The sequence below is a fragment of the Myxococcus sp. NMCA1 genome, assembly GCF_026810205.1.
GTDB lineage: Bacteria > Myxococcota > Myxococcia > Myxococcales > Myxococcaceae > Myxococcus > Myxococcus xanthus_A.
In genome coordinates this window covers 5,941,460-5,962,500 of sequence record NZ_CP113950.1, presented here as the reverse complement: position 1 = coordinate 5,962,500, position 21,041 = coordinate 5,941,460, and the positions used below count along the sequence as shown (strand labels likewise).

At 66.7% G+C, this 21,041-nt stretch carries 15 protein-coding genes and 2 rRNA genes (1 of these 17 cut by a window edge); 12 read left to right on the top strand and 5 right to left on the bottom strand.

The genetic code is table 11. The features are described from left to right. A 23S ribosomal RNA gene (locus tag OZ403_RS24255) occupies positions 1–2,390 on the top strand (it extends 573 nt beyond the left edge of the window). A 161-nt stretch (positions 2,391–2,551) separates the two neighbouring features. After that, a 5S ribosomal RNA gene (rrf, locus tag OZ403_RS24250) occupies positions 2,552–2,668 on the top strand. A gap of 76 nt (positions 2,669–2,744) precedes the next feature. Here the strand turns inward: rrf and OZ403_RS24245 are convergent. Next, positions 2,745–3,026, bottom strand: a complete 282-nt coding sequence (locus OZ403_RS24245; protein ID WP_237077374.1) for a DedA family protein — start codon at positions 3,024–3,026, stop codon at positions 2,745–2,747. A 1,239-nt stretch (positions 3,027–4,265) separates the two neighbouring features. On the opposite strand from OZ403_RS24245, the gene OZ403_RS24240 reads away from it, so the two are divergent. From OZ403_RS24240 to OZ403_RS24230, 3 genes are all read left to right on the top strand, one after another. Beyond that, on the top strand, positions 4,266–7,091 hold the full coding sequence (locus OZ403_RS24240) for a serine/threonine protein kinase (protein ID WP_268781841.1): 2,826 nt from the start codon (positions 4,266–4,268) through the stop codon (positions 7,089–7,091). Between the two features lie 97 nt (positions 7,092–7,188). After that, positions 7,189–8,559 (top strand): KamA family radical SAM protein, encoded by a 1,371-nt coding sequence (locus tag OZ403_RS24235; protein WP_140793485.1) that lies wholly within the window; start codon positions 7,189–7,191, stop codon positions 8,557–8,559. Continuing rightward, positions 8,559–9,803, top strand: coding sequence for a KamA family radical SAM protein (locus OZ403_RS24230; RefSeq protein ID WP_140793483.1), 1,245 nt, complete (start codon positions 8,559–8,561; stop codon positions 9,801–9,803). The genes OZ403_RS24235 and OZ403_RS24230 overlap by 1 nt, the downstream gene beginning before the upstream one ends. Positions 9,804–9,857: 54 nt before the next feature. On the opposite strand, the gene OZ403_RS24225 is transcribed toward OZ403_RS24230, so the two are convergent. From OZ403_RS24225 to OZ403_RS24215, 3 genes are all read right to left on the bottom strand, one after another. Next, positions 9,858–10,358 carry a hypothetical protein gene (locus OZ403_RS24225; protein WP_140799112.1) on the bottom strand — a complete coding sequence of 167 codons (501 nt, stop codon included), beginning with the start codon at positions 10,356–10,358 and terminating at the stop codon, positions 9,858–9,860. A gap of 82 nt (positions 10,359–10,440) precedes the next feature. Continuing rightward, positions 10,441–10,764: a hypothetical protein gene (locus OZ403_RS24220; protein ID WP_268781840.1), complete on the bottom strand. Its 324-nt coding sequence runs from the start codon at positions 10,762–10,764 to the stop codon at positions 10,441–10,443. Between the two features lie 65 nt (positions 10,765–10,829). Continuing rightward, positions 10,830–11,375 carry a hypothetical protein gene (locus OZ403_RS24215; RefSeq protein ID WP_237079788.1) on the bottom strand — a complete coding sequence of 182 codons (546 nt, stop codon included), beginning with the start codon at positions 11,373–11,375 and terminating at the stop codon, positions 10,830–10,832. Between the two features lie 72 nt (positions 11,376–11,447). On the opposite strand from OZ403_RS24215, the gene OZ403_RS24210 reads away from it, so the two are divergent. The 6 genes from OZ403_RS24210 to secF all read left to right on the top strand — a co-directional run bounded on the left by OZ403_RS24210 (position 11,448) and on the right by secF (position 18,379). Then, positions 11,448–12,551 (top strand): SpoIID/LytB domain-containing protein, encoded by a 1,104-nt coding sequence (locus OZ403_RS24210; RefSeq protein ID WP_140793477.1) that lies wholly within the window; start codon positions 11,448–11,450, stop codon positions 12,549–12,551. Between the two features lie 61 nt (positions 12,552–12,612). After that, a complete protein-coding gene (queA, locus tag OZ403_RS24205) occupies positions 12,613–13,701 on the top strand; it encodes a tRNA preQ1(34) S-adenosylmethionine ribosyltransferase-isomerase QueA (protein WP_174258875.1) in 1,089 nt (362 codons plus the stop codon). Between the two features lie 5 nt (positions 13,702–13,706). Next, positions 13,707–14,906, top strand: a complete 1,200-nt coding sequence (tgt, locus tag OZ403_RS24200) for a tRNA guanosine(34) transglycosylase Tgt (RefSeq protein ID WP_140793473.1) — start codon at positions 13,707–13,709, stop codon at positions 14,904–14,906. A 142-nt stretch (positions 14,907–15,048) separates the two neighbouring features. Continuing rightward, positions 15,049–15,405 (top strand): preprotein translocase subunit YajC, encoded by a 357-nt coding sequence (gene yajC / locus OZ403_RS24195; RefSeq protein WP_140793471.1) that lies wholly within the window; start codon positions 15,049–15,051, stop codon positions 15,403–15,405. Further along, a complete protein-coding gene (gene secD / locus OZ403_RS24190) occupies positions 15,405–17,177 on the top strand; it encodes a protein translocase subunit SecD (RefSeq protein WP_140793469.1) in 1,773 nt (590 codons plus the stop codon). Before yajC ends, secD begins: the two co-directional genes overlap by 1 nt. 23 nt (positions 17,178–17,200) lie before the next feature. After that, on the top strand, positions 17,201–18,379 hold the full coding sequence (secF, locus tag OZ403_RS24185) for a protein translocase subunit SecF (RefSeq protein ID WP_140793467.1): 1,179 nt from the start codon (positions 17,201–17,203) through the stop codon (positions 18,377–18,379). A gap of 111 nt (positions 18,380–18,490) precedes the next feature. Here secF and OZ403_RS24180 read toward each other — a convergent pair whose 3' ends face one another. Next, a complete protein-coding gene (locus OZ403_RS24180) occupies positions 18,491–19,093 on the bottom strand; it encodes a hypothetical protein (RefSeq protein WP_268781839.1) in 603 nt (200 codons plus the stop codon). Positions 19,094–19,319: 226 nt separating this feature from the next. Here OZ403_RS24180 and recJ point away from each other — a divergent pair, with 226 nt between their 5' ends. Beyond that, positions 19,320–21,032, top strand: a complete 1,713-nt coding sequence (gene recJ, locus OZ403_RS24175; RefSeq protein WP_140799101.1) for a single-stranded-DNA-specific exonuclease RecJ — start codon at positions 19,320–19,322, stop codon at positions 21,030–21,032. Positions 21,033–21,041: the final 9 nt, after the last annotated feature.

Sequence of the window (21,041 nt, the reverse complement as noted above, 5' to 3'; positions counted from 1 at the left end):
GCAGTTCGAGCACTACGGGGCAACCCAGTGCGAGAGCGTACCTTTTGCATCATGATTCGGCGACTTAATATACGTAGCGAGGCTAAGCCGTTAGGTGGAGCCGGAGCGAAAGCGAGTCCGAATAGGGCGTTTAGTTGCGTGTATTATAACCCGAAGCGGGGTGATCTACACATGGCCAGGTTGAAGTGCGGGTAACACCGCATGGAGGACCGAACTCGTGAAAGTTGAAAATTTCTGAGATGAGCTGTGTGTAGGGGTGAAAGGCCAATCAAACTCCGTGATAGCTGGTTCTCCCCGAAAGATATTTAGGTATCGGCTCGGGCAATTCAATGCCGGAGGTAGAGCACTGGAACGGCTAGGGGTCTCACCAGATTACCAAACCGTACCAAACTCCGAATGCCGGCAATTGTTATCCCGGGACGCAGTCAGTGGGTGATAACGTCCATTGGCAAGAGGGGAATAACCCAGACCGACAGCTAAGGCCCCCAAATCTAGTCTAAGTGAACACTAGAAAGGATGTGGCAGGTCATTGACAACCAGGAGGTTGGCTTAGAAGCAGCCATCCTTTAAAGAAAGCGTAATAGCTCACTGGTCAAGACAGGCCGCGCCGAAAATGTAACGGGGCTCAAGACTAGTGCCGAAGCTTCGGGTCACACGTAAAACGTGTGGCGGTAGGGGAGCGTCCCAGTTGCAGCGAAGGTCGACTGAAAAGGCGGCTGGAGCGACTGGGAGTGCTGATGCCGAAATGAGTAGCGATAAAGGGGGTGAGAAACCCCCTCGCCGTAAGCCCAAGGTTTCCTGGGTCAAGTTAATCTTCCCAGGGTTAGTCGGAACCTAAGCCGAGGCCGAAAGGCGTAGGTGATGGAAAGCGGGTTAATATTCCTGCACCATCTTGTGAGCGTTGAACTAAGGGAGGACGGAGAAAGCTAGGCGAGCTGACCGGTGGTTGTGTCAGTCTAAAGGTGTAGGGGTGTCGCGTACGAATAAAGGCGCGGCAGTTATCCCCGAGACTCCATGGCGCCCCGTAAGGGGTAAGTCGCTGATGCTCTGCTTCCAAGAAAAGTCCCGTAGGGAGCTTGCAGGGTGTCCGTACCGTAAACCGACACAGGTGGGCGAGGAGAAAATCCTAAGGCGCTTGAGAGAACTCTCCTCCAAGGAACTAGGCAAATTTCCACCGTAACTTCGGAAGAAGGTGGGCCTCTGGTAGGTGAAGGCGTACAGCCGGAGCTGAGAGAGGTTGCAGAGAAATGGCGGTAGCGACTGTTTACCAAAAACACAGGACTCTGCGAAGGCGACAAGCCGACGTATAGGGTCTGACTCCTGCCCGGTGCTGGAAGGTTAAGGGGATTCGTCAGCCGCAAGGTGAAGCGATGATCCGAAGCCCCAGTAAACGGCGGCCGTAACTATAACGGTCCTAAGGTAGCGAAATTCCTTGTCGGGTAAGTTCCGACCTGCACGAATGGAGTAACGACTTCCGCGCTGTCTCGGAGAGGGACTCAGCGAAATTGAAATAGCTGTGCCGATGCAGTTTACCCGCAGCAAGACGGAAAGACCCCGTGAACCTTTACTATAACTTGACAGTGACACTAGGGATTGACTGTGTAGGATAGGTGGGAGCCTTTGAAGCCGGGCCGCTAGGTTCGGTGGAGGCAACGGTGAAATACCACCCTGTTGATTTCTGGTGTCTAACCATGTCCCGTCAGCCGGGATTGGGACACTGTCTGGTGGGTAGTTTGACTGGGGCGGTCGCCTCCCAAAAAGTAACGGAGGCGCGCGATGGTTCCCTCAGCCCGATTGGAAACCGGGCGTCGAGTGCAATGGCATAAGGGAGCTTGACTGCGAGACGGACACGTCGAGCAGGTGCGAAAGCAGGTCATAGTGATCCGGTGGTCCTGAATGGAAGGGCCATCGCTCAACGGATAAAAGGTACTCCGGGGATAACAGGCTTATCTCCCCCAAGAGTTCACATCGACGGGGAGGTTTGGCACCTCGATGTCGGCTCATCGCATCCTGGGGCTGGAGCAGGTCCCAAGGGTTTGGCTGTTCGCCAATTAAAGCGGTACGCGAGCTGGGTTCAAAACGTCGTGAGACAGTTTGGTCCCTATCTGCTGTGGGCGTAGGATACTTGAGAGGCTCTGACCTTAGTACGAGAGGACCGGGTTGGAGGCACCGCTGGTGTACCAGTTGTCTCGCCAGAGGCATCGCTGGGTAGCCATGTGCCGATTGGATAACCGCTGAAAGCATCTAAGCGGGAAACCGACCTCAAGACCAGGTATCCCGGGCGCAAGCCCCTGAAGACCCGTCGAAGACTACGACGTTGATAGGCCGGGTGTGTAAGCGTGGTAACACGTTCAGCTAACCGGTACTAATTGGTCGTGAGGCTTACTTTCCCCATTCTCTTGCATGCCCCCTCAAGGGGAGTAAGGGACTCGGGGCCAAGGCCGAGGCTCGAGTGCTTCACGCACTCGCCTGGAAGACTGAAATACGCACAGCGAGACTTTCGCTCAGCAATGAATTGAAACTTACCCTTTGTATGCACTGTCGCTTGTTTTCCGGTGGCTATGTCGGAGGGGTCCCACCCGTTCCCATCCCGAACACGGAAGTTAAGCCCTCCAGAGCCGATGGTACTTCGCGGGAAACCGCGCGGGAGAGTAGGTCGCTGCCGGATTCTTTTTGAGAACCCCCCGGTGTCCCTCGTGGACACCGGGGGTTTTCTGTTTTGGGCGTCTTGGGTTTTCGGCGCCTCACCGCGGGCGTTGGGCCAGGCGCCGCGTGCGCAGCCGGCACACGCCCCTCACCGCCAGCAGGGCCGCCGTCGTGGCCAGCACCAGCAGGTGCTCGGCCCGCGCGGCTCCCTTCGCCACCGCGTCCACGCTGTGTGAGAAGGCGTAGCCCAACCCCACCACCACTGGGGCGCTGAGGCAAAGCGCCAACCTGTCCCACAGCAGGAAGTGGCACAGCCGCATGCCCTGCACCGCGGCCATGATGAACACCGCCCCGCGCAGCACCGAGAGAAAGCGTCCCACGAAGACGCAGCGCCCGCCGTGGCGCGCGTAGAGCTGGCCCAGTGGCTGTTCTGCATCTTCAGAACGGGCACTGGCGCTGTCTGTCGTGCGGAAGAGATCGTTCCTCCTTCATCGGGTAACGACGGAGCCACCTGCTCTGCACCGCGACCATGATGGAAACCGCCCTGTGCGGTTTCGCGAGAAAGTGCCCCGCGAAGACGCAGTGCCCGCCGTGGCGCGCGCAGAGCAGGCCAGCGGTTCGCGGTGCTCGGAAGTCAGGAGCTTCTCCCCTCGTGGCTGCTCATACATCGCGAGCCCCAACTTTCGGGTGCTGAGGGAGTCAGGAGCTTCTTCACTCGTGGCTCCTCCTTCAGCGCGAGCCCCATCTTCGGGCGGTGAGAATGAGTCTTGTGTCTCCACAGGGCACGCTGGCTGTCTCGCCTGCGATCGCCAAGCCAGGGGAAGGGCATCCTGGTGCTCGCGGATGCCTGGCGATATTCGCGGCTGGTTCGCTGGCGAGCAGACCCTCTGGTGTGCACGCCCGTTGGTTGGCATTGGGGTCGGTCCGGGCGTGTATCGCCCGGGGGGCCTGGTGAGTCTCAGCCGCTCCCTCTTCTCAGTGCCGAGGGCTGCTCAGGATGGTGCGGCGCTTCTCGGGAGGGCGTTTGGGGCGCTGAGGTATCGACGGTCCTCCATTCGTCGCCCCTGAGTTGGGCGGCTTGAAGTGCGAGGCCCGTGTGCCCTCCTTTGGCTTGGCTCTGGTTCCAGAGGTCTCGGTGGCAATGCGCCAGCGGCGGCGGAGGGCGCGTCGCCCGCGGCCGGGCTGACCGTGCGCGGGAAATGGAGGCGCCTCGTGGGCCCGGTGAAACCTCAGCCGGGAGAGCTCCGAGTTCGGCGACGCCAGGTGGCGGGTTCGCCCGGTCCCGCTGGCGCCGGATCATGGATCCTTCCGCTTGGATGCCCCAAGCAGGGGGCGCTCTGACCTGCTAATACAGGCGACATGCGCCTACCTACGACCGCGCTCCAACAGAGCTCTGAGCCCCCCTTTGCACGCCTGCCGCCGCGCGTCGTGGAACATGACACTTCCATGGCGAGGTCCGGGTGGTGCTCGGAGGGCTCAAGCTACCGGATTCGTTGGGGTTTCAGGCTGCTGTGCATGTTTGACTCGCCGTCCGCGCTGCGACTAGAGTCCAGGTTTCCGCCCGGTCTGCGCACCGCCTGTCGCGGTGCGCGCCTCCCGGTGCCGGGCCGCTCCACGAGATGAAGAAGCCGACCCTCTTTGGGAAGTACCTGCTCCTCGAGCGCATCAACGTCGGCGGCATGGCGGAGGTGTTCATCGCGAAGGCCTTCGGCGTCGAGGGCTTCGAGCGCATCCTGGCGATCAAGAAGATCCTCCCGACGATGGCGGAGGACGAAGAGTTCATCACGATGTTCATCGACGAGGCGCGGATCAGCGTTCAGCTGAACCACGCCAACGTCGTGCACATCAACGAACTCGGGAAGTACGACGACACCTACTTCATCGCCATGGAGTACGTCGCAGGACGCGACGTCCGGACCATGTTGGAGCGCTACCGGCGTCGTAAGGAGATCATGCCCACCGCCCAAGCGGTGTTCATCGCCTCCAAGATCTGCGACGGCCTGGACTACGCGCACCGGAAGAAGGACGCCCGCGGGCAGGACCTCCACATCATCCACCGCGACGTGTCGCCCCAGAACATCCTCATTTCCTATGAGGGTGAGGTCAAGGTCATCGACTTCGGTATCGCCAAGGCGGCGAACCGTTCCCAGAAGACGCAGGCGGGCATCCTCAAGGGCAAGTTCGGGTACATGAGCCCGGAGCAGGTCCGGGGTATGCCCATCGACCGGCGCAGCGACATCTTCGCCGTGGGCGTGCTGCTGTACGAGATGCTCACGGGCGAGAAGCTCTTCGTCGGCGAGTCGGACTTCTCCACCCTGGAGAAGGTGCGCAACGCGGAGGTTCCGCTTCCCAGCGAGTTCAACCCGAGCATCCCGCAGGGCCTGGAGAAGGTGGTCCTCAAGGCACTCACGCGCGAACCCGAGGACCGCTACCAGTGGGCGTCGGACATGGCCGAGGACCTGATGCGGTTCCTCCTGGCCGGTGACGCCATCTACTCGTCCAAGCACCTCTCCAGTTACATGAAGGAGGCCTTCGCCGAGGACATGCTCCGCGAGGCGGAGAAGATGGAGCGCTATGCCGGTATCGAGCGCCCCGACCAGATCGAGGCCTCGGGCATCACGGTGGCCCCTGGGTTCAACCGGCAGGCGGCGCGGCGTGCGCCCCCTCCAGCCGTGGTGGTGACGGGAACGCCCGCGGGCCGTGCGTCCACCGCGCCGGCGCAGCCTGTCCAGGACTACATCCCGCCTCCCACCGCCGAGGAACTCGAGGAGATGGGCGTCGGCGCGGGCGACAAGACGCAGATTGTCGACTCCTCGCATACGTTCATGTCTCCCGAAACCCGCGTTGCTGACAGCAGCGTCGTGGTGGACGACAGCATCACGGGCCGGACGGAGAACCCCATCCAGGACCATGGGACGTCCGGTTCCTACAACTCCTTGCGCGCCCCCGCGCCCGATACGTCCTCGCGCAAGGGCAAGAGTGGCCCCAAGGCGCAGGTCGTCATCAGCAACGAGGAAGGCGAGGCCTACTCCGGCGCCACGATGATTGGCCCCGCGCCGTCCGCGCCGCCGACGCGCTCGCGCGGCTCGTCTCCCTCGCTGGACGAAGAGACGGGCAGCAGGCCAGCACCCGTGTCGGGCCGCGGCCGGGGCGGAAAGCGCGCTCCCGAGCCCGAGGAGGATCCGTCTGACTACGAGCAGCCGCCCGAGGAAGACAGCGGCGCCGACTACGACGCCCAGGACGACTACGGTGACGAGGGTCACCCGCACGACGACCTGAACGAGCCCGAGGAAGAGGTGACGGGCTCGGTTCCCCTCCCCCCGGAGGAGGCGCCTCCGCCCACGAAGGACGCTGCGCCCGCGAAGGCGAAGGCGAAGACGAAGGTCCCCGCCAAGGGGAAGCCCGCGCTCAACCTCAAGACGCTGCCGAAGCCGGTGCTGTTCGCCGCCGCGGCGGCCATCGTGCTGTTGCTCGTCGTCGGCGTGGTGATGGCCACCAGGCCGTCCACGGGCGAGGTCACCTTCATGGTGTCCCCGTCCAACCCTTCCGCGCGCATCCAGCTGAATGGCCAGGAGGTCCAGCTCAACACGCTGCTGGCACTCCCGGCAGGGCAGTACCGGGTCACCGCGAGCGCTCCTGGTCAGCAGAGCTCGGCCAAGACGGTGGATGTCGTCGCCGGAAGCAGAATCGTCGTTTCGCTTCCGCTGGAAGCTGAGCCGCAGGCGGCCCCGCCGCCCGAGAACAAGCCCCCTGCGGCACCGCCGACGAACACGGGCGTCGTCATTGCCGCGGGGACCACCGAGCCCGCCGCGCCCGCGGAGGCTCCAGGCGGCGACGAGGCACCTGAGAACGCGCCTGTCGACAATGGGCAGACGCCGCCTCCCGCCACGGATCCGGCTCCCGCGCCCGTTCAGGTCGCAGCGGTCTTCAAGGGTGATGACGGCGCGGAGATCGCCGTGAATGGCGAGCGCCTGGGGCGGATTCCAGACGCGCGCATGGCGAACCTGGAGGTGGGGAAGACCTACTCGTTCACCGCGAAGCTCGCGGGCTACAAGCCGTACTCCGGTGAGTTCAAGGCCGACGGCAGCAGCCAGCAGGTCACGGTCGCGTTCGAGATGACGAAGGAGCCGCAGCCCGAGCCCACCGTGGCCAACGTGCGGCCGCCGCCCCAGGCGGCTCCCAAGCCTCCGCCTGCCCCCAAGCCGCCGAGGGCCCCCAAGGTGATGGGCAAGTTCGCCTGCAGCACAAAGCCGGCGGGCGCGGACATCTACGTCGATGGGAAGAAGACGAATCGCCAGACACCGGTGACACTGGGCAGTCCTTTGATGCTACCGGTGGGCAAGCGGAAGATTTCGTTCAAGCTCAACGGTAAGACGACCAAGCCCGTGGTGGTCGACATCACGGAAGACAGTGTAGCCAAGCTGGTCAATGTTCCCATCGAGTGAGAAGGCGGGCATCCGATGCCCCCTTCGATTGTTGACCGAAGTGGGGCATGGGCGCGCTATGACGCCTCGCCCGCGAGCAATTTAGAGGTGATGCGCCATGCAAACGACGCCCATCCGGGCCAAGCCTGAGGCTGGCCCCGCTGAACAGCCTTTTTCGTATCCTCACCGCCGGGAGTTCATCGAGCCCGATTGGCGCCGGATTCCTGGCTTCAAGGACGTGTCCGCCGCCGACTGGGAGAACTCCGTCTGGCAGCGCAAGCACACCATCAAGAATCTCAAGGAACTCAAGGCAACGCTGGGGGCTCTGCTTCCGGATGACCTGGCTGAGAGCATGGAGCGCGACCAGCGCGAGCGGGCGACCATGTCGCTGCTCGTGCCTCCGCAGATGCTCAACACCATGAACCTTGAGGACCTGTGGCGTGACCCGGTGCGTCGTTACATGCTGCCGGCCTACGCGGACCGCCTCACGGAGTGGACCAACCATCCCAAGGCCAGCCGTGACAGCCTTCACGAGCAGGACATGTGGGTGGTGGAGGGCTTGACGCACCGGTATCCCACCAAGGTGCTGGCGGAGATGCTGCCGACCTGCCCGCAGTACTGTGGTCACTGCACGCGCATGGACCTGGTGGGCAATGACGTGCCGCAGGTCAGCAAACACAAGTTTGGCATCGGGCCGAAGGACCGCTACGCGCAGATGCTCGACTATCTGCGTCGCACGCCGACGGTGCGCGACGTGGTGGTGTCGGGTGGCGACATCGCGAACCTGCCCATTCAGCAGCTCGAGCCGTTCGTCAGCTCGCTGATGGACATCCCGAACATCCGGGACATCCGCCTGGCCAGCAAGGGGCTGATGGCCATCCCGCAGCACTTCCTCCAGGACTCCGTCCTCCAGGGGCTGGACCGGCTGGCGAAGAAGGCCGTCGAGCGCGGCGTGGACCTGGCGCTGCACACGCACGTCAATCACGCGCAGCAGCTCACCCCGCTGGTGGGCAAGGCCGTGCGCAAGCTGCTGGAGATGGGCTTCCGTGACGTGCGCAACCAGGGCGTGCTGCTGCGCGGTGTGAATGACAGCCCGCATGCGCTGCTGGACCTGTGCTTCACGCTGCTCGACCACGCGAAGATCCTGCCGTACTACTTCTACATGTGCGACATGATCCCCAACAGCGAGCATTGGCGGCTGTCGGTGGCTCAGGCGCAGCAGCTGCAGCACGACATCATGGGCTACATGCCGGGCTTCGCCACGCCGCGCATCGTCTGTGACGTGCCCTTCGTCGGGAAGCGCTGGGTGCACCAGGTGGCGGAGTATGACCGCGAGCGCGGCATCTCGTACTGGACCAAGAACTACCGGACCGGCATCGAAATGAACGATGCGGACGCGCTCAGCCGGAAGTACGAATACTTCGACCCCATCGACCAGCTGTCCGAGGCGGGTCAGGCTTGGTGGCGGGAGCAGCAGAAGGCGGCGTAATGGATACCTCAGTGCTTCCGGCGGGTCTCCCGCCGGAGCCGGCGACCGCTCGCGCGTCGCTCAGCGCCGAAGGGCGCAAACGGCTGTTTCCCAACGCCACGGACGCGGAGTGGGCGGACTGGCGTTGGCAGCAGCGGCATGCGGTGCGAGGCATGGAGCAGTTGGAGCGGTACGTGCCGCTGACCTCCAACGAGCGCGCGGGCGTGCAGGAAACGTCCGCGCTGTTCCGCATCGGCATCAGTCCGTACTACCTGTCCCTCATCGACCCGGAGCATCCGTTCTGCCCGGTGCGCATGCAGTCCATCCCGGTGCGGGCCGAGGCGCGCATCCGTCCGGGCGAGCTCGCGGATCCGCTGGGTGAGGACAAGACGCGCCCGGAGGAGTGCATCGTCCACAAGTATCCGGACCGGGTGCTCTTCCTCGCGCTGGATACGTGCTCCGTCTATTGCCGTCACTGCACGCGCCGGCGCATCACGCAGGGCGGGGTGGCGGAGCTCTCCAAGGAACAGCTCCGCCGGGGCGTGGACTATGTCCGGCGCCATCCCGAGGTGCGCGACGTCCTCATCTCCGGCGGGGACCCGTTCATGCTCAGTGACTCCCGGCTGGAGGAGTTGCTCGCGCCGCTCAGCGAGATTCCCCACGTCGAGATGATTCGCATCGGCACGCGCGTCCCCGTGTGTCTACCCATGCGCGTCACCGACTCCCTGGCGAAAACGCTCCGGCGCTACGCGCCCGTCTTCGTCGTCACGCACTTCAATCATCCGAAGGAAGTGACGCCCGAGGCGCGCGAGGCCTGCGAGCGGCTGGTGGACCACGGCGTGCCGGTGGAGAACCAGGCCGTGCTGATGCGGCAGATCAACTCCGACGCGCGCATCATCAAGGAGCTGTCGCACCTGCTCCTGCGCAGCCGCGTGCGGCCGTACTATCTGCACCAGATGGACGTGGCCGAGGGCTGCGAGCACCTGCGCACGCCCATCGCCAAGGGGCTGGAAATCATCCAGCAGCTCCGGGGCTACACCACCGGCCTCGCCGTGCCGCACCTCGCGGTGGACCTGCCGGGTGGCGGTGGGAAGGTGACGCTCCAGCCCGACTACGCCGTCGAGTACGGCGCGCAGGAGACGGTGTTCCGCAACTACAAGGGCGAGCGCTTCACGTACCCGGAGCCCGAGGAGACGGACTGTACCTGCCCGTATGACGGCGTGTGGCAGGAGCAGGCCCCGCGGTACGGCTACCGCAAGGGCTGAGCAACGTGCGCGGTGGGGGTTCTTTCCACCGCGCGCCTGTTGTTCAAAAGAGGCCTACTGCGGCAGTTCGGCGTCCTTCGGTACTCCGACGTCGATGGACGGCTCCGCGCCCTCCGTGGCCTCCAGCTCCACCGGGTCCTCGTCGCTGAAGCCCTGCTGGACGTGGACCTCTTCCGGGGCGGCCGCGGGCGCGGGCTGCTTGGCGGCCTTGGCGGCCTCCGCCAGCCGCTGCTCCTCCGCCTTCGCGCGGGCGTTGTCCGCCGGCGACATGCGTGCCTCGTAACGCGCGAAGTCCTTGCCCGACACGCCGTGCTTCTCCAGCACCGACGCGGAGGCGGCCTTCTGCTTGTCGATGGCCTCCCGGCGCTCCGCGGTGCTCATCTCCGACGACTTGCGGTTGCCGTACTCCTCGTCGACCTTGGACAGTGCCTGGGCCTCGTCGCGGCGGATTTCCGCCACCTTCTCCGGCGTCAGCTCCGCGCTGTCGGCGGCAAGGGCCTGTCCAGGAATGACGAGCCACGAGGCGACCAGAAGCAGGGCAGAGCGGGGGGACATGGCGGGAGGACCTCGTTCAGGACAGCGGGAACCGTCGCAGTCTAAACACGGAGACTGCTTCTGTGCACCTGGGCCGTGCCGCTCAGGGGCCGCACCGCGCGCACGCATTCCGGGCAGTAGCGCACTGCTCCTGGCCCTGGGCACAGCGGGGCGGCAGGTCGTCACGGTCGGGATGGCGCTCCACGAGCGCGCACAGCGCCTCCGCCAGCTCGCAAGTCTGCGTTCCCACCGAGCAGCGGTCCGCGCACGTCGCGTCGTCCAGGCCGTCGCGCGTCCGAAGCTCCTCGAGCCGCAGGGACAGCGAGTCGACGGCCGCGTCGTCGTTGCCTGCGACGCGGGCGTCCACCTGCTTCGCACAGGCCGTAAGCAGTACGCAGGCCAGCAGCATCCGTGGAAGGGCGCGCATGGTCGATTTCCTTATGTGTCCGCGGCCCCTGGCGTCCAGCGGCGTGGTCCCCCGGTGTCGTTCCCTCAGGGACGGGCAGGCGCGGTGTGCACCGGTGGACGTTGGCGGGGCTCCGAAGGGCCTCCGGGCTTCGACAGGTACAGCCAGGCCGTCATCGCCAGCAGCAAAGCCACAGCGAGCCGCCGCACCCACTCCTCGCGGCGGCGCTGGGGGGACGCGCGGGCTTCCTGCTCCGCGGTCTCCAGGCCCGTGGCGACCTGGGGCGCCAGCGTCTGGAGCTCTCGGCACGTCTCCACCACCGGCGTCAGCGCGGTGGGGAACTTCGCGTCCTGGCGCTCCAGCGCGTCCGCGAGCATTCGTGCCCAGGCGGCTTCCTCGTCCTCATTGGCGGGCTCGCGGGCGGGGGCACTTCGGTGCAGGGCCAGGGCAATGGCGGCCCTCAGCAGCAGCACGGAGAAGGCTTGGGCGGGGATGCCGTAGTGCGTCGCGCAGGCTTCCCGCGAGCGGCCCTCCACCAACCGGTGGATGAGCATCGCGGCGGGACGGGGCTCCAGCTCGCGCAGGGCGGTGACGAAGGTCGTGGGGAGGGCAGCGCGCGAAGGTGACGTCACGGGTGAGCCATCCTCTCCCATCCGCCGGACGTTTTCTTGAGGCGAGCACTCACGCCTCTACACTTCGGCGCCATGTTGCGACCTGTTGCACTCGTCCTGCTCCTGCTGGTCCCTTCGGGCGCGCTCGCCGTGGAGACCCTGCGCATCGCCATCGAGGACGCGGGCAGCGAGGTGCGCATCCGCGGCCGGGGGCTGGCCTCCGGTCCCGACAGCGAGGAGGCCACCTTCGCCCCCATCACCTCGGGACAGGCGAACATCCGCCGCAAGGGGGGCCGCATCGAGGTCAACGGCACGCTCGTGGAGGGCGACTCCGTCCGCTTCCGCGCTGGCATGTCGGAGGCCTCGGCCGCGCCTGGCACCGAGCCGCTCAAGGCCGGCGCGGCACAGGTCCGCGGCGATGTGGTGGTGCGCCTGCACCGCAGTGGGCTGCAGCTCATCAACGTCATTCCCCTGGAGGACTACCTCGCCGCCGTGCTGGGCAGCGAGATGCCCGTGTCGTTTCCCCCGGAGGCCCTCAAGGCCCAGGCGGTGGCCGCCCGGACGTATGCGCTCCAGAAGAAGCTGGATGCCTACAGCAACGCGTTCCACCTGGGCAGCAGTGTGCTCCATCAAGTCTACGGCGGCGTCAACCGTGAGGACCCTCGCACCCGGGCCGCCGTCGAGGCCACGCGGGGGCAGGTGCTCACGTACGAACTGGCGCCCATCGAGGCGTACTTCCATGCCTCCTGCGGTGGCCGGACGGAATCGGGGCTCGATGCCTTGCAACGCGACCTGCCGTACCTCCAGCCCGTCGACTGCCCCTGCGGAAAGCTGCCCGCCAGCCGCTGGACGGCATCGCTTTCCGACGCGGACATCAAGGCAGCGCTCCATCACCCGGCCCAGGGGCTCAAGGTGGCGGCCCGCACGCGGACGCGCCGGGTGACACGCGTCACCCTGGCGGACGGCGCCTCCATGGACGGCGTGGAGCTGCGCCGCAAGCTTGGCTACACGCGGCTCAAGAGCCTGGACTTCGACGTGGAACGCACCGAGCGCGGTTACGTGTTCACCGGTCGCGGCTACGGCCACGGGGCGGGCCTGTGTCAGTGGGGCGCCAAGGCCCTCGCAGACAAGGGCCGGGAGTACCGGGAGATCCTCTCCCACTACTACCCCGGGACCGAGCTGCAGCAGCTCTACTGACGCCTCCCGCGTCCGGCGCGCTTTCCGCGACGGCGTGGGGGCTGCTACAAGCGCCACCTCCGTGTCGTCACGTCTCTCTGATTACGACTTCGCGCTGCCCGAGTCCCAGATCGCCCAGGCCCCCCTGGCCGAGCGGGACGCGTCGCGCTTGATGGCCATCAGCCGCTCCAGTGGCACCTGGTCGCACCGCCGGTTCGCCGAACTCCAGGACCTGCTGCGCCCAGGGGACCTGCTCGTCCTCAACGACGCCCGAGTCATCCCCGCGCGCCTGCTGGGCCAGAAGGCCGGCACCGGTGGCCGCGTGGAGCTGCTCGTCGTGCGCCCGGCCGCCCAGAACACGCTGACCTCGGCGGCGCTCGGGGAGGCCCCCGAGTCACTCGACTGGGTCTGTCTGGGGCAGGCTTCCAAGGGGCTCAAGCCCGGGCAACGCGTGACGTTCGCCAGCGGCCTGGAGGCTGAAATCCAGGAGGCGCTGGGAGGAGGGGAGTACCGCGTGCGGTTCCACGCCCCCCCCGGTACCTCGCTGGCCGCGCTGCTGGACGCGGCGGGGCGCCTGCCGCTGCCGCCCTACATCACCCGGGAGCCGGACGCCGCGGACGCGGAGCGCTACCAGACCGTGTACGCGCGCGCCTCCGGAGCCGTGGCCGCGCCCACTGCGGGCCTGCACTTCACGCAGGAGGCCCTGGCTGCCCTGGAAGCGCGTGGCGTGCACCGGGCGCTGGTGACGCTGGACGTGGGGCCCGGCACCTTCCTGCCGGTGCGGGAGGACGACCTGGACAAGCACCACATGCACCCGGAGCGCTACACTGTTCCGGAGGCAACCGCGAAGGCCATCAACGCGGCGCGCGCGGAAGGCCGGCGCGTGGTGGCGGTGGGTACCACCGTGGTGCGCACCCTGGAGTCCGCCACCGACCCGGAGACGGGGCGGCTGCGCGCGGGCCCCGGCGAGACGACCCTCTTCATCCGTCCTGGCTTCGCCTTCCGTCAGGTGGACCTGCTGCTCACCAACTTCCACCTGCCGCGTTCGACGCTGGTGGTGCTGGTGAGCGCGCTGCTCGGACGGGAGCGCACGCTGGAGGCCTACGCGGAGGCGGTCCGCGCGGGCTACCGATTCTTCAGTTACGGCGACGCCATGCTGGTGTCGGAGTGAACGCCATGGGCGAGCAGCAGGAAGCGAAGCAGTCAGGTGGCAAGGGCGACACCCGCGTGGAGCCGGGGATGGTCCGCTTCGAGCTCCTTCACGAGGACGCGTCGGGGACGAAGGCCCGCCGGGGGCGTCTGCACACGCCGCACGGCCCCGTGGAGACACCCATCTTCATGCCCGTGGGCACCGTGGGCAGCGTCAAGGGCGTGGGGCCGGACGACCTGCTCACGCTGGACGCGCAGATCATCCTCGGCAACACCTACCACCTGATGCTGCGCCCCGGTGAAGCGCTGGTGGGGGAGATGGGCGGCCTGCACCGCTTCGTGTCGTGGAACCGGCCCATGCTCACCGACAGCGGCGGGTTCCAGGTGTTCAGCCTGTCCGAGAAGCGCAAAATCACCGAGGAGGGCGCCGCCTTCCAGTCGCACCTGGACGGCGCGCGGCACTTCCTCACGCCCGAGCGCTCCATCGACATCCAGGAGACGCTGGGCGCCGACGTCATCATGGCCTTCGACGAGTGCCCGCCCTCCACCGAGGACCGGGCCTACCTGGAGGCGTCGCTGGCCCGCACCACCCGCTGGTTGCACCGGTGCGTGAAGGCCTGGAGCCGGGAGCGCTCGTCGCTCTTCGGCATCGTCCAGGGCGGCCTGCACGAGGATTTGCGCAAGCGCCACGCCGAGGAGGTGTGCGCGGTGGACCTGCCCGGCTACGCCCTGGGCGGCTACTCCGTGGGCGAGGCTCCGGAGGCCATGCATGACGGCGTGGCCTACTCCGCGCCCCTGCTGCCCCGCGATAAGCCGCGTTACCTGATGGGCGTGGGCACGCCCGTGGACCTGGTCACCTGCGTGGAGCACGGGGTGGACATGTTCGACTGCGTCCTGCCCACCCGGTGCGCGCGCAACGGCCTGCTCTTCACCTCGGAGGGCAAGGTCGTCATCCGGAACGCGGCCTACGCCCGGGACCCCCGGCCAGTGGACCCTGCGTGCTCCTGCTACACCTGCCGCAACTTCAGCAGGGCCTACCTCCGGCACCTCTTCGCCGCCCAGGAGCTGTTGGCCATGCGGCTCAACACGATTCACAACCTCCACTACTTCCTGGGACTGATGGCAGAAGTCCGGCGCGCGGTGGCAGAGGACCGGTTCGCCACTTTTGCCCGGGAATTCCGTGCCCGTGCCAAGGCGCAGGAGGCCGAACGGACCCGCGGTCGCTGACCGGGCGGATGGATTGCCCGGCTTCCCGCGTTCACTTGCTCACATGGGCCCCCCTTGCTAAGAGGGCCCCCTTTCGGATGGCTTCCTCGGACAAAATGGGGGGCCTCCCATCCCAAGCTTTCCTCAACCGACGAGGCAGTGTGTGGCTGAGAGCTTTCTGATTCTGGCGCAGGCCGGCGGTGGCAATCCGCTGGGCACCCTGGGCTTCCTGGTCATCCTGGTGGGCATCATGTACTTCGTGATGATCCGCCCGCAGCAGAAGCAACTGAAGGAGCATCGTGCGCTCCTCTCCGCGCTGAAGAAGGGTGATGAGGTCGTCACTTCCGGGGGTATCCTCGGGAAGATCCATCTCGTGGATGAGCGCACCGTGACGCTGGAGGTCTCCAGCGGCGTGCGCATCCGCGTGCTCAAGACGGCCATCAGCGCCAAGGGCGCGGTGGCGGAAGGCACGCCCGCTGCCACCGCGACGGCGGCCGGCGAGAAGAAGGAGGAGAAGTGATGGACCGCGGCTGGTGGTGGAAGTTCGGACTCATTGTCGCGGTGACGCTGGGCTCCATCTGGTTCCTCATCCCCACGTACTACTCGCTCGTCGTTCTCGACCGGGACCAGCGCAACAACCTGGCCGTGCTCGAGGAGCGGATGCCGAGCTGGGCGCCTCCCGCGAAGTACCGCCTGAACCTGGGGCTGGACCTCCAGGGTGGCATCCACATGGTGATGCGGGTGGACACCAAGACGGCGCTCCAAAAGCGGACCGAGCGCCGCGCGCAGCAGATTGTCAATTACATCAATGACAAGAAGCTGGGCGAGGTGACGGCGGACACGGACCCGGAGAAGCTCGAGGTCACCCTGACGGCCAAGGACCCGGCGACCATGGACGCCATCCAGAAGGAGGTCCTGGCCACCTTCACTGACTTCAAGGAAGTCAGCCGCAGCGGCGCCTCGCTGGTGCTGGTGCAGGACGAGAGCCAGGCCAACGTCTTCCGGACGGAAGCGGTGGACCAGGCGATGCTCGTCATCCGCCGCCGCATCGACAAGTGGGGCGTGGCGGAAGTGGACGTGCGCAAGCTGGGCGCCGACTCCATCCAGATTTCGCTGCCGGGCCGCAGCAACGCGGAGCAGGCGAAGGAGCTGGTGGGGACCACCGCGCAGCTCGAGTTCCGGATGGTGGATGACACCAACCCGCAGTTCTTCGCGCAGCTGCTCCAGGCCACCCCGCCGCCGGCTGGCAGCGAAATCACGCTGACCACGGAGGGCGGCTTCCCGCAGCTCCAGGCCCCGACGCGTGAGGCCATCATCGAGTACACGAAGGACAAGGTGCCGGAGAACCGGGTGGTGCTCACCGAGTGCATCGCCAACCCGGTGAAGAAGAACGAGTGCACCTCGTACCGCTCCTACCTGCTGGACAAGAACGTGCCGCTGACCGGCGAGAGCCTGGCGAGCGCGGACGCGAACATCAGCCAGCTCAACGAGCCGGAGGTGAACATCTCCTTCGACCCCGCGGGCGCGCGTGAGTTCGAGCGGCTGACCGAGCAGGGCGTGGGCCGCCGCATGGCCATCGTGCTGGACGAGAACGTCCAGACGGCGCCGAACATCAACGAGAAGATCAGCGGCGGTTCGGCCCGCATCACCATGGGCCGCATGGGTGGCCGCACCTTCGAGGAGTGGCTGGGCGAGGCCCAGACGCTGGCGCTGGTGCTCAAGGCCGGTGCGCTGCCGGCCCCGGTGACGGTGGGTGAGATTCGTCAGGTGGGCGCCAGCCTGGGTGACGAGCTGATCCGGAAGGGTGGCATGGCGGCGGTGCTGGGCCTGGGCCTGGTCATCCTCTTCATGGCCATCTACTACAAGGCCTCCGGCCTCATCGCGGACCTCGCGCTGTTGCTCAACGGCCTGCTCATCCTGGCGGGACTGGCCTTCTTCAACGCCACGCTGACGCTGCCGGGCATCGCCGGCTTCGTGCTGACGCTGGGTGTGGCGGTGGATGCCAACGTGCTCATCAACGAGCGCATCCGCGAGGAGCTGGGGCACGGCAAGACGGCCCGCGCGGCGGTGGACCAGGGCTACGACCGGGCCTTCTGGACCATCTTCGACTCGCACGTGACGGCGCTCATCTCCGCCTTCATCCTGTTCTTCACGGGAACTGGACCGGTGCGGGGCTTCGCCACCACGCTCATCATCGGCCTGCTGGCGTCGCTGTTCACGTCCATCACGGTGACGCGAGTCATCATGACCTACTTCGTCCACGGTCGTAACGCGAAGGTCGTCTCCGTCTGACCGGCCGGAGTCCGGGAACCGTCATGCAGATTCTCAAGAACAAGACGAACATCGACTTCATCAGCAAGCGCAAGCCCGCGCTGTTTCTCTCCACGCTGCTGAACCTGGCGATCATCGTCGGCATCGCCGCCTTCGGCTTCAACTTCGGCGTGGACTTCGCGGGCGGCACGGTGGTGGAGGTGAAGTTCGACCACCCCATCACCGCCGAAGAGGTCCGCGAGCGCGCGGACAAGGGTGGCCTGCCGGACGTCAGCGTGCAGAACATCGGCGCGGCGGAGGAGAACACCTTCCTGCTCCGCATGGGCGGCGTCACGCAGCTCAACGAGGAGAGCGGTGCCAAGGGCAAGGCGGCCCTGGAGGCGCTGGGTGGCGTGCGCAACGTTTACTCGGACCTGCCCAACGGCATCATCCGCTTCCGCGCTGCGCAGCCCATGGATTCCGACGCCGTCACGAAGGCGGTGGAGTCGGCGGGCATTGGCGTACAGGAAGTCCGCGACCTGGGCGAGGCCCAGGGCGGCACGGGCTACGACTACCAGGTGGTGGCCAGCGGCATGGCGGACCGCGTGTTCGCCGCGCTCAACGCCGGGCTGGAGAAGCCGGACTTCGAGCAGCGCCGCGTGGACTACGTCGGTCCGCAGGTGGGCAAGCAGCTGCGCAACCGCGGCATCATGGCGCTGCTGTACTCGATGGTCGCCATCCTCATCTACGTGGCGTTCCGGTTCGACTTCAAGTTCGGTCCGGGCGCGCTCGTGGCCATGGTCCACGACGTCATCATGGTGGCGGGCTACTACCTGGTGAGCCGGCGCGAGTTCAACCTGACGGCCATCGCGGCGCTGCTGACGGTGGTCGGCTACTCCGTCAACGACACCATCGTCATCTACGACCGCATCCGCGAGGACATGGCGAAGTTCCAGGGCAAGCCCTTCGCGGAGGTCATCAACATCGCCATCAACGACACGCTGGGCCGCACCATCCTCACCTCCGGCACCACGGCGCTGTCGCTCATCGGTCTGCTCATCTTCGGCGTGGGCGAAATCTTCGACTTCGCCATGGCGATGCTGGTGGGCATCGTGGTCGGTGTGTACTCGACCATCTACATCGCCAGCCCGCTGACCATCTGGCTGGACGAGCGCGCCGCGGCGAAGGAAGCCCGTCAGCGCGCCAGCGGCAACGTCGACCACCAGCAGCCGAACGCTGCGTGAGCCTCCCGCACCTGAGGCCTTCCTTCCGTTGAGGAAGGCCTCTCGCGCCGGACTCGACCAGGGCCCTCTTCCTTCACGGGAAGCAGGGCCCTGGGTGTTTCAGGGCACCTGTCAGAATCGGGCGCCCAGCGTGAGCGAGGCGTCCAGCAGGCCTCCATGGGTGTCGTCCACGGCGCCGTCCGCCCAGCCTTCGTTGAGGAGGACTCGGTACGTGGTCCGGACGCCCGCCGTGAGCGCGCCGCGGTTGAACTCCACGCCCGCGGCCAGTGGTACCTCCGGCATCGTGTCCGACTGGTAGAGGTCCTCTACCGGGCCGCGGACATTCATGTGGGAGACGCCCAGGCCCGCGCCCACGAAGGGCCGGACGGTGGTGAGGAAGGGCGGTGACACCTTCACCAGCGCGCTGCCGCCCTGACGGACGAGCGAGGGCTGCTCCAGCAGGCGGCTGTCGGTGAGGCCGTTGCGTGAGCCCTCGTAGCCCACTTCAAAGCCGAGGAAGGTGGTGGGCTGGATGTTGAGCGTCACACCCCAGGCAGGGCCGGTGCTCGTCAGGTCGCCCAGGCCTCCGGTGTAGTCGCCCACGCCGCCGCGGAGGAACACATTCAGGTCACCGCGTTTCCCCTCGCGCCGCTCCTGCGCGGCCGCTGAACCCGCGGTGCCCAGCGTGGCGAATGCCAGGGCCAGCGTGGCGGCCCGGATACCTCTTGGATGCATGCTCGACCTCACTGTTTTCGGGTGTGCGTTTGAACCTGCTCACCGGCGACCGACCATGCGTGAAGCAGCGAGCCACCATGCGTGCGCTTGTCTGAACGCCCGTGCAGGAGGGGAAGTGTCGGGCTCAAGGTTGGACTGTCCTGGTCAGACGTCTGAGGTACTGTCGCTTTCGTAGCCAATTCATCCCGCCAACTCCCCTCGGAGAAGGCGAGGAGGAGTGTCGAGCGTGCGGTGGTTGCTTCCAGATGTAGTCGAGCAGGAAGTGGCGTCCCTCGCGGGCGAACTGTCACTGCACCCGCTCGCGGCGAAGGTGCTCCTGCACCGTGGCTACCGCACCCCCGAGTCCGCGTCGGCGTTCCTGTCGGACCGGTTGGCGGACCTGCCGGACCCGTTCCGCATGAAGGGGATGCCGGGAGCGGTGGACCGCATCATCCGGGCGATTCGCTCGCGGGAGAAGGTGACGCTCTACGGCGACTACGACGTGGACGGCGTCTGCTCCACGTCGCTGCTGTACCTCTTCATGAAGGAGCTGGGCGCGCCGCCCGCGACGTACATCCCCCACCGGCTGGATGAAGGCTACGGCCTCAACGTCGGCGCGGTGGAGCGCATCGCCGCGGAGGGCACGCGGGTGCTGGTGACGCTGGACTGCGGCATCACCTCGGTGGCGGAAATCACCCGCGCCAAGGAGCTGGGCCTGGACGTGCTGGTGGTGGACCACCACACCGTGCCGCCCACGCTGCCGCCCGCGGTGGCGGTGCTCAACCCGCACCAGCCAGGCTGCGAGTACCCGACGAAGGCGCTGTGCGCCGCGGGCGTGGCCTTCAACTTCTGCATGGGCATCCGCAAGCGCCTGCGCGACGAGGGCTTCTTCGCCACCCGGAAGGAGCCCAACCTCCGGGCCATGATGGACCTGGTGGCGCTGGCCACGGTGGCGGACGTGGTGCCCCTCACCGGCGCCAACCGCATCCTGGTGACGCATGGCCTCCAGGAGCTGAGCGCGGGCCGCCGGCCGGGCGTGCGGGCCTTGAAGGAAGTGGCGGGCATGGACCCGGACGCCTCCGTCACCGCGGGTCAGGTGGGCTTCCGCCTGGGGCCTCGCATCAACGCGGCGGGCCGGCTGCATGACGCCTCGCTGGGCCTTCAGCTGCTGTGCTCGGAGTCACCGGAGACGGCGCGCTCGCTGGCCGCGGTGTTGGACAGGGCCAACGCGGAGCGCCAGGGCATCGAGAGCAGCATCCTCACGCAGGCGCTGGCCCAGGCGGAGTCGCTGAAGGACGCGCGCGGCCTGGTGCTGTTCGACGAGGGTTGGCACCCGGGCGTCATCGGCATCGTCGCCTCGCGCGTGGTGGAGCGCTTCTACCGGCCCACCGTCATGGTGGGGGTGAAGGACGGCGTGGGGAAGGGCTCGGCGCGCAGCATCGAGGCCTTCCACCTCCATGACGCGCTCAGTGGCTGCGCGGAGATGCTGACGCGCTTCGGCGGCCACAAGCACGCCGCGGGACTCACCATCGACGCGGAGCGGCTGCCCGCCTTCCGGGAGGCCTTTGAGAAGATTGCCTACCAGCGCCTCACGCCGGAGGACCTCATCCCCCGGTGCCGCGTGGACGCGGTGGTGAATCCCAATGAGCTGGACGCTCACGCCGTGGAGTCGCTCCAGCGGCTGGGCCCCTTCGGGCAGGGCAATCCGGAGCCCGTGCTGGTGCTGCGCCGGCAGGTGGCTCGCCCGCGCGTGCTGCAGCCCAAGTCCGGCACGGGCAGCGGCCATCTCAAGCTGGCCCTGGCGGACGCACCGGAGCTGGACGCCATCGGCTTCAACATGGCGGACCGGGCCACGCTGGTGGATGGCCCGGTGGACCTGGCCTTCCAGGCCGGCTTCGACACGTTCCGAGGCCAGCGCAAGCTGTCCCTGCGGCTCAAGGACCTGCGGGTGGCCGCCTAGCGGCCCGTG

What these genes read in the sequence shown, in the direction of transcription:
- OZ403_RS24240 (WP_268781841.1), top strand. Translation starts at nt 4,266, where the DNA reads ATGAAGAAGCCGACCCTCTTTGGGAAGTACCTGCTCCTCGAGCGCATC.
- OZ403_RS24235 (WP_140793485.1), top strand. Translation starts at nt 7,189, where the DNA reads ATGCAAACGACGCCCATCCGGGCCAAGCCTGAGGCTGGCCCCGCTGAA.
- OZ403_RS24230 (WP_140793483.1), top strand. Translation starts at nt 8,559, where the DNA reads ATGGATACCTCAGTGCTTCCGGCGGGTCTCCCGCCGGAGCCGGCGACC.
- OZ403_RS24225 (WP_140799112.1), bottom strand. Translation starts at nt 10,358, where the DNA reads ATGTCCCCCCGCTCTGCCCTGCTTCTGGTCGCCTCGTGGCTCGTCATT.
- OZ403_RS24220 (WP_268781840.1), bottom strand. Translation starts at nt 10,764, where the DNA reads ATGCGCGCCCTTCCACGGATGCTGCTGGCCTGCGTACTGCTTACGGCC.
- OZ403_RS24210 (WP_140793477.1), top strand. Translation starts at nt 11,448, where the DNA reads ATGTTGCGACCTGTTGCACTCGTCCTGCTCCTGCTGGTCCCTTCGGGC.
- tgt (WP_140793473.1), top strand. Translation starts at nt 13,707, where the DNA reads ATGGGCGAGCAGCAGGAAGCGAAGCAGTCAGGTGGCAAGGGCGACACC.
- secD (WP_140793469.1), top strand. Translation starts at nt 15,405, where the DNA reads ATGGACCGCGGCTGGTGGTGGAAGTTCGGACTCATTGTCGCGGTGACG.
- secF (WP_140793467.1), top strand. Translation starts at nt 17,201, where the DNA reads ATGCAGATTCTCAAGAACAAGACGAACATCGACTTCATCAGCAAGCGC.
- OZ403_RS24180 (WP_268781839.1), bottom strand. Translation starts at nt 19,093, where the DNA reads ATGCATCCAAGAGGTATCCGGGCCGCCACGCTGGCCCTGGCATTCGCC.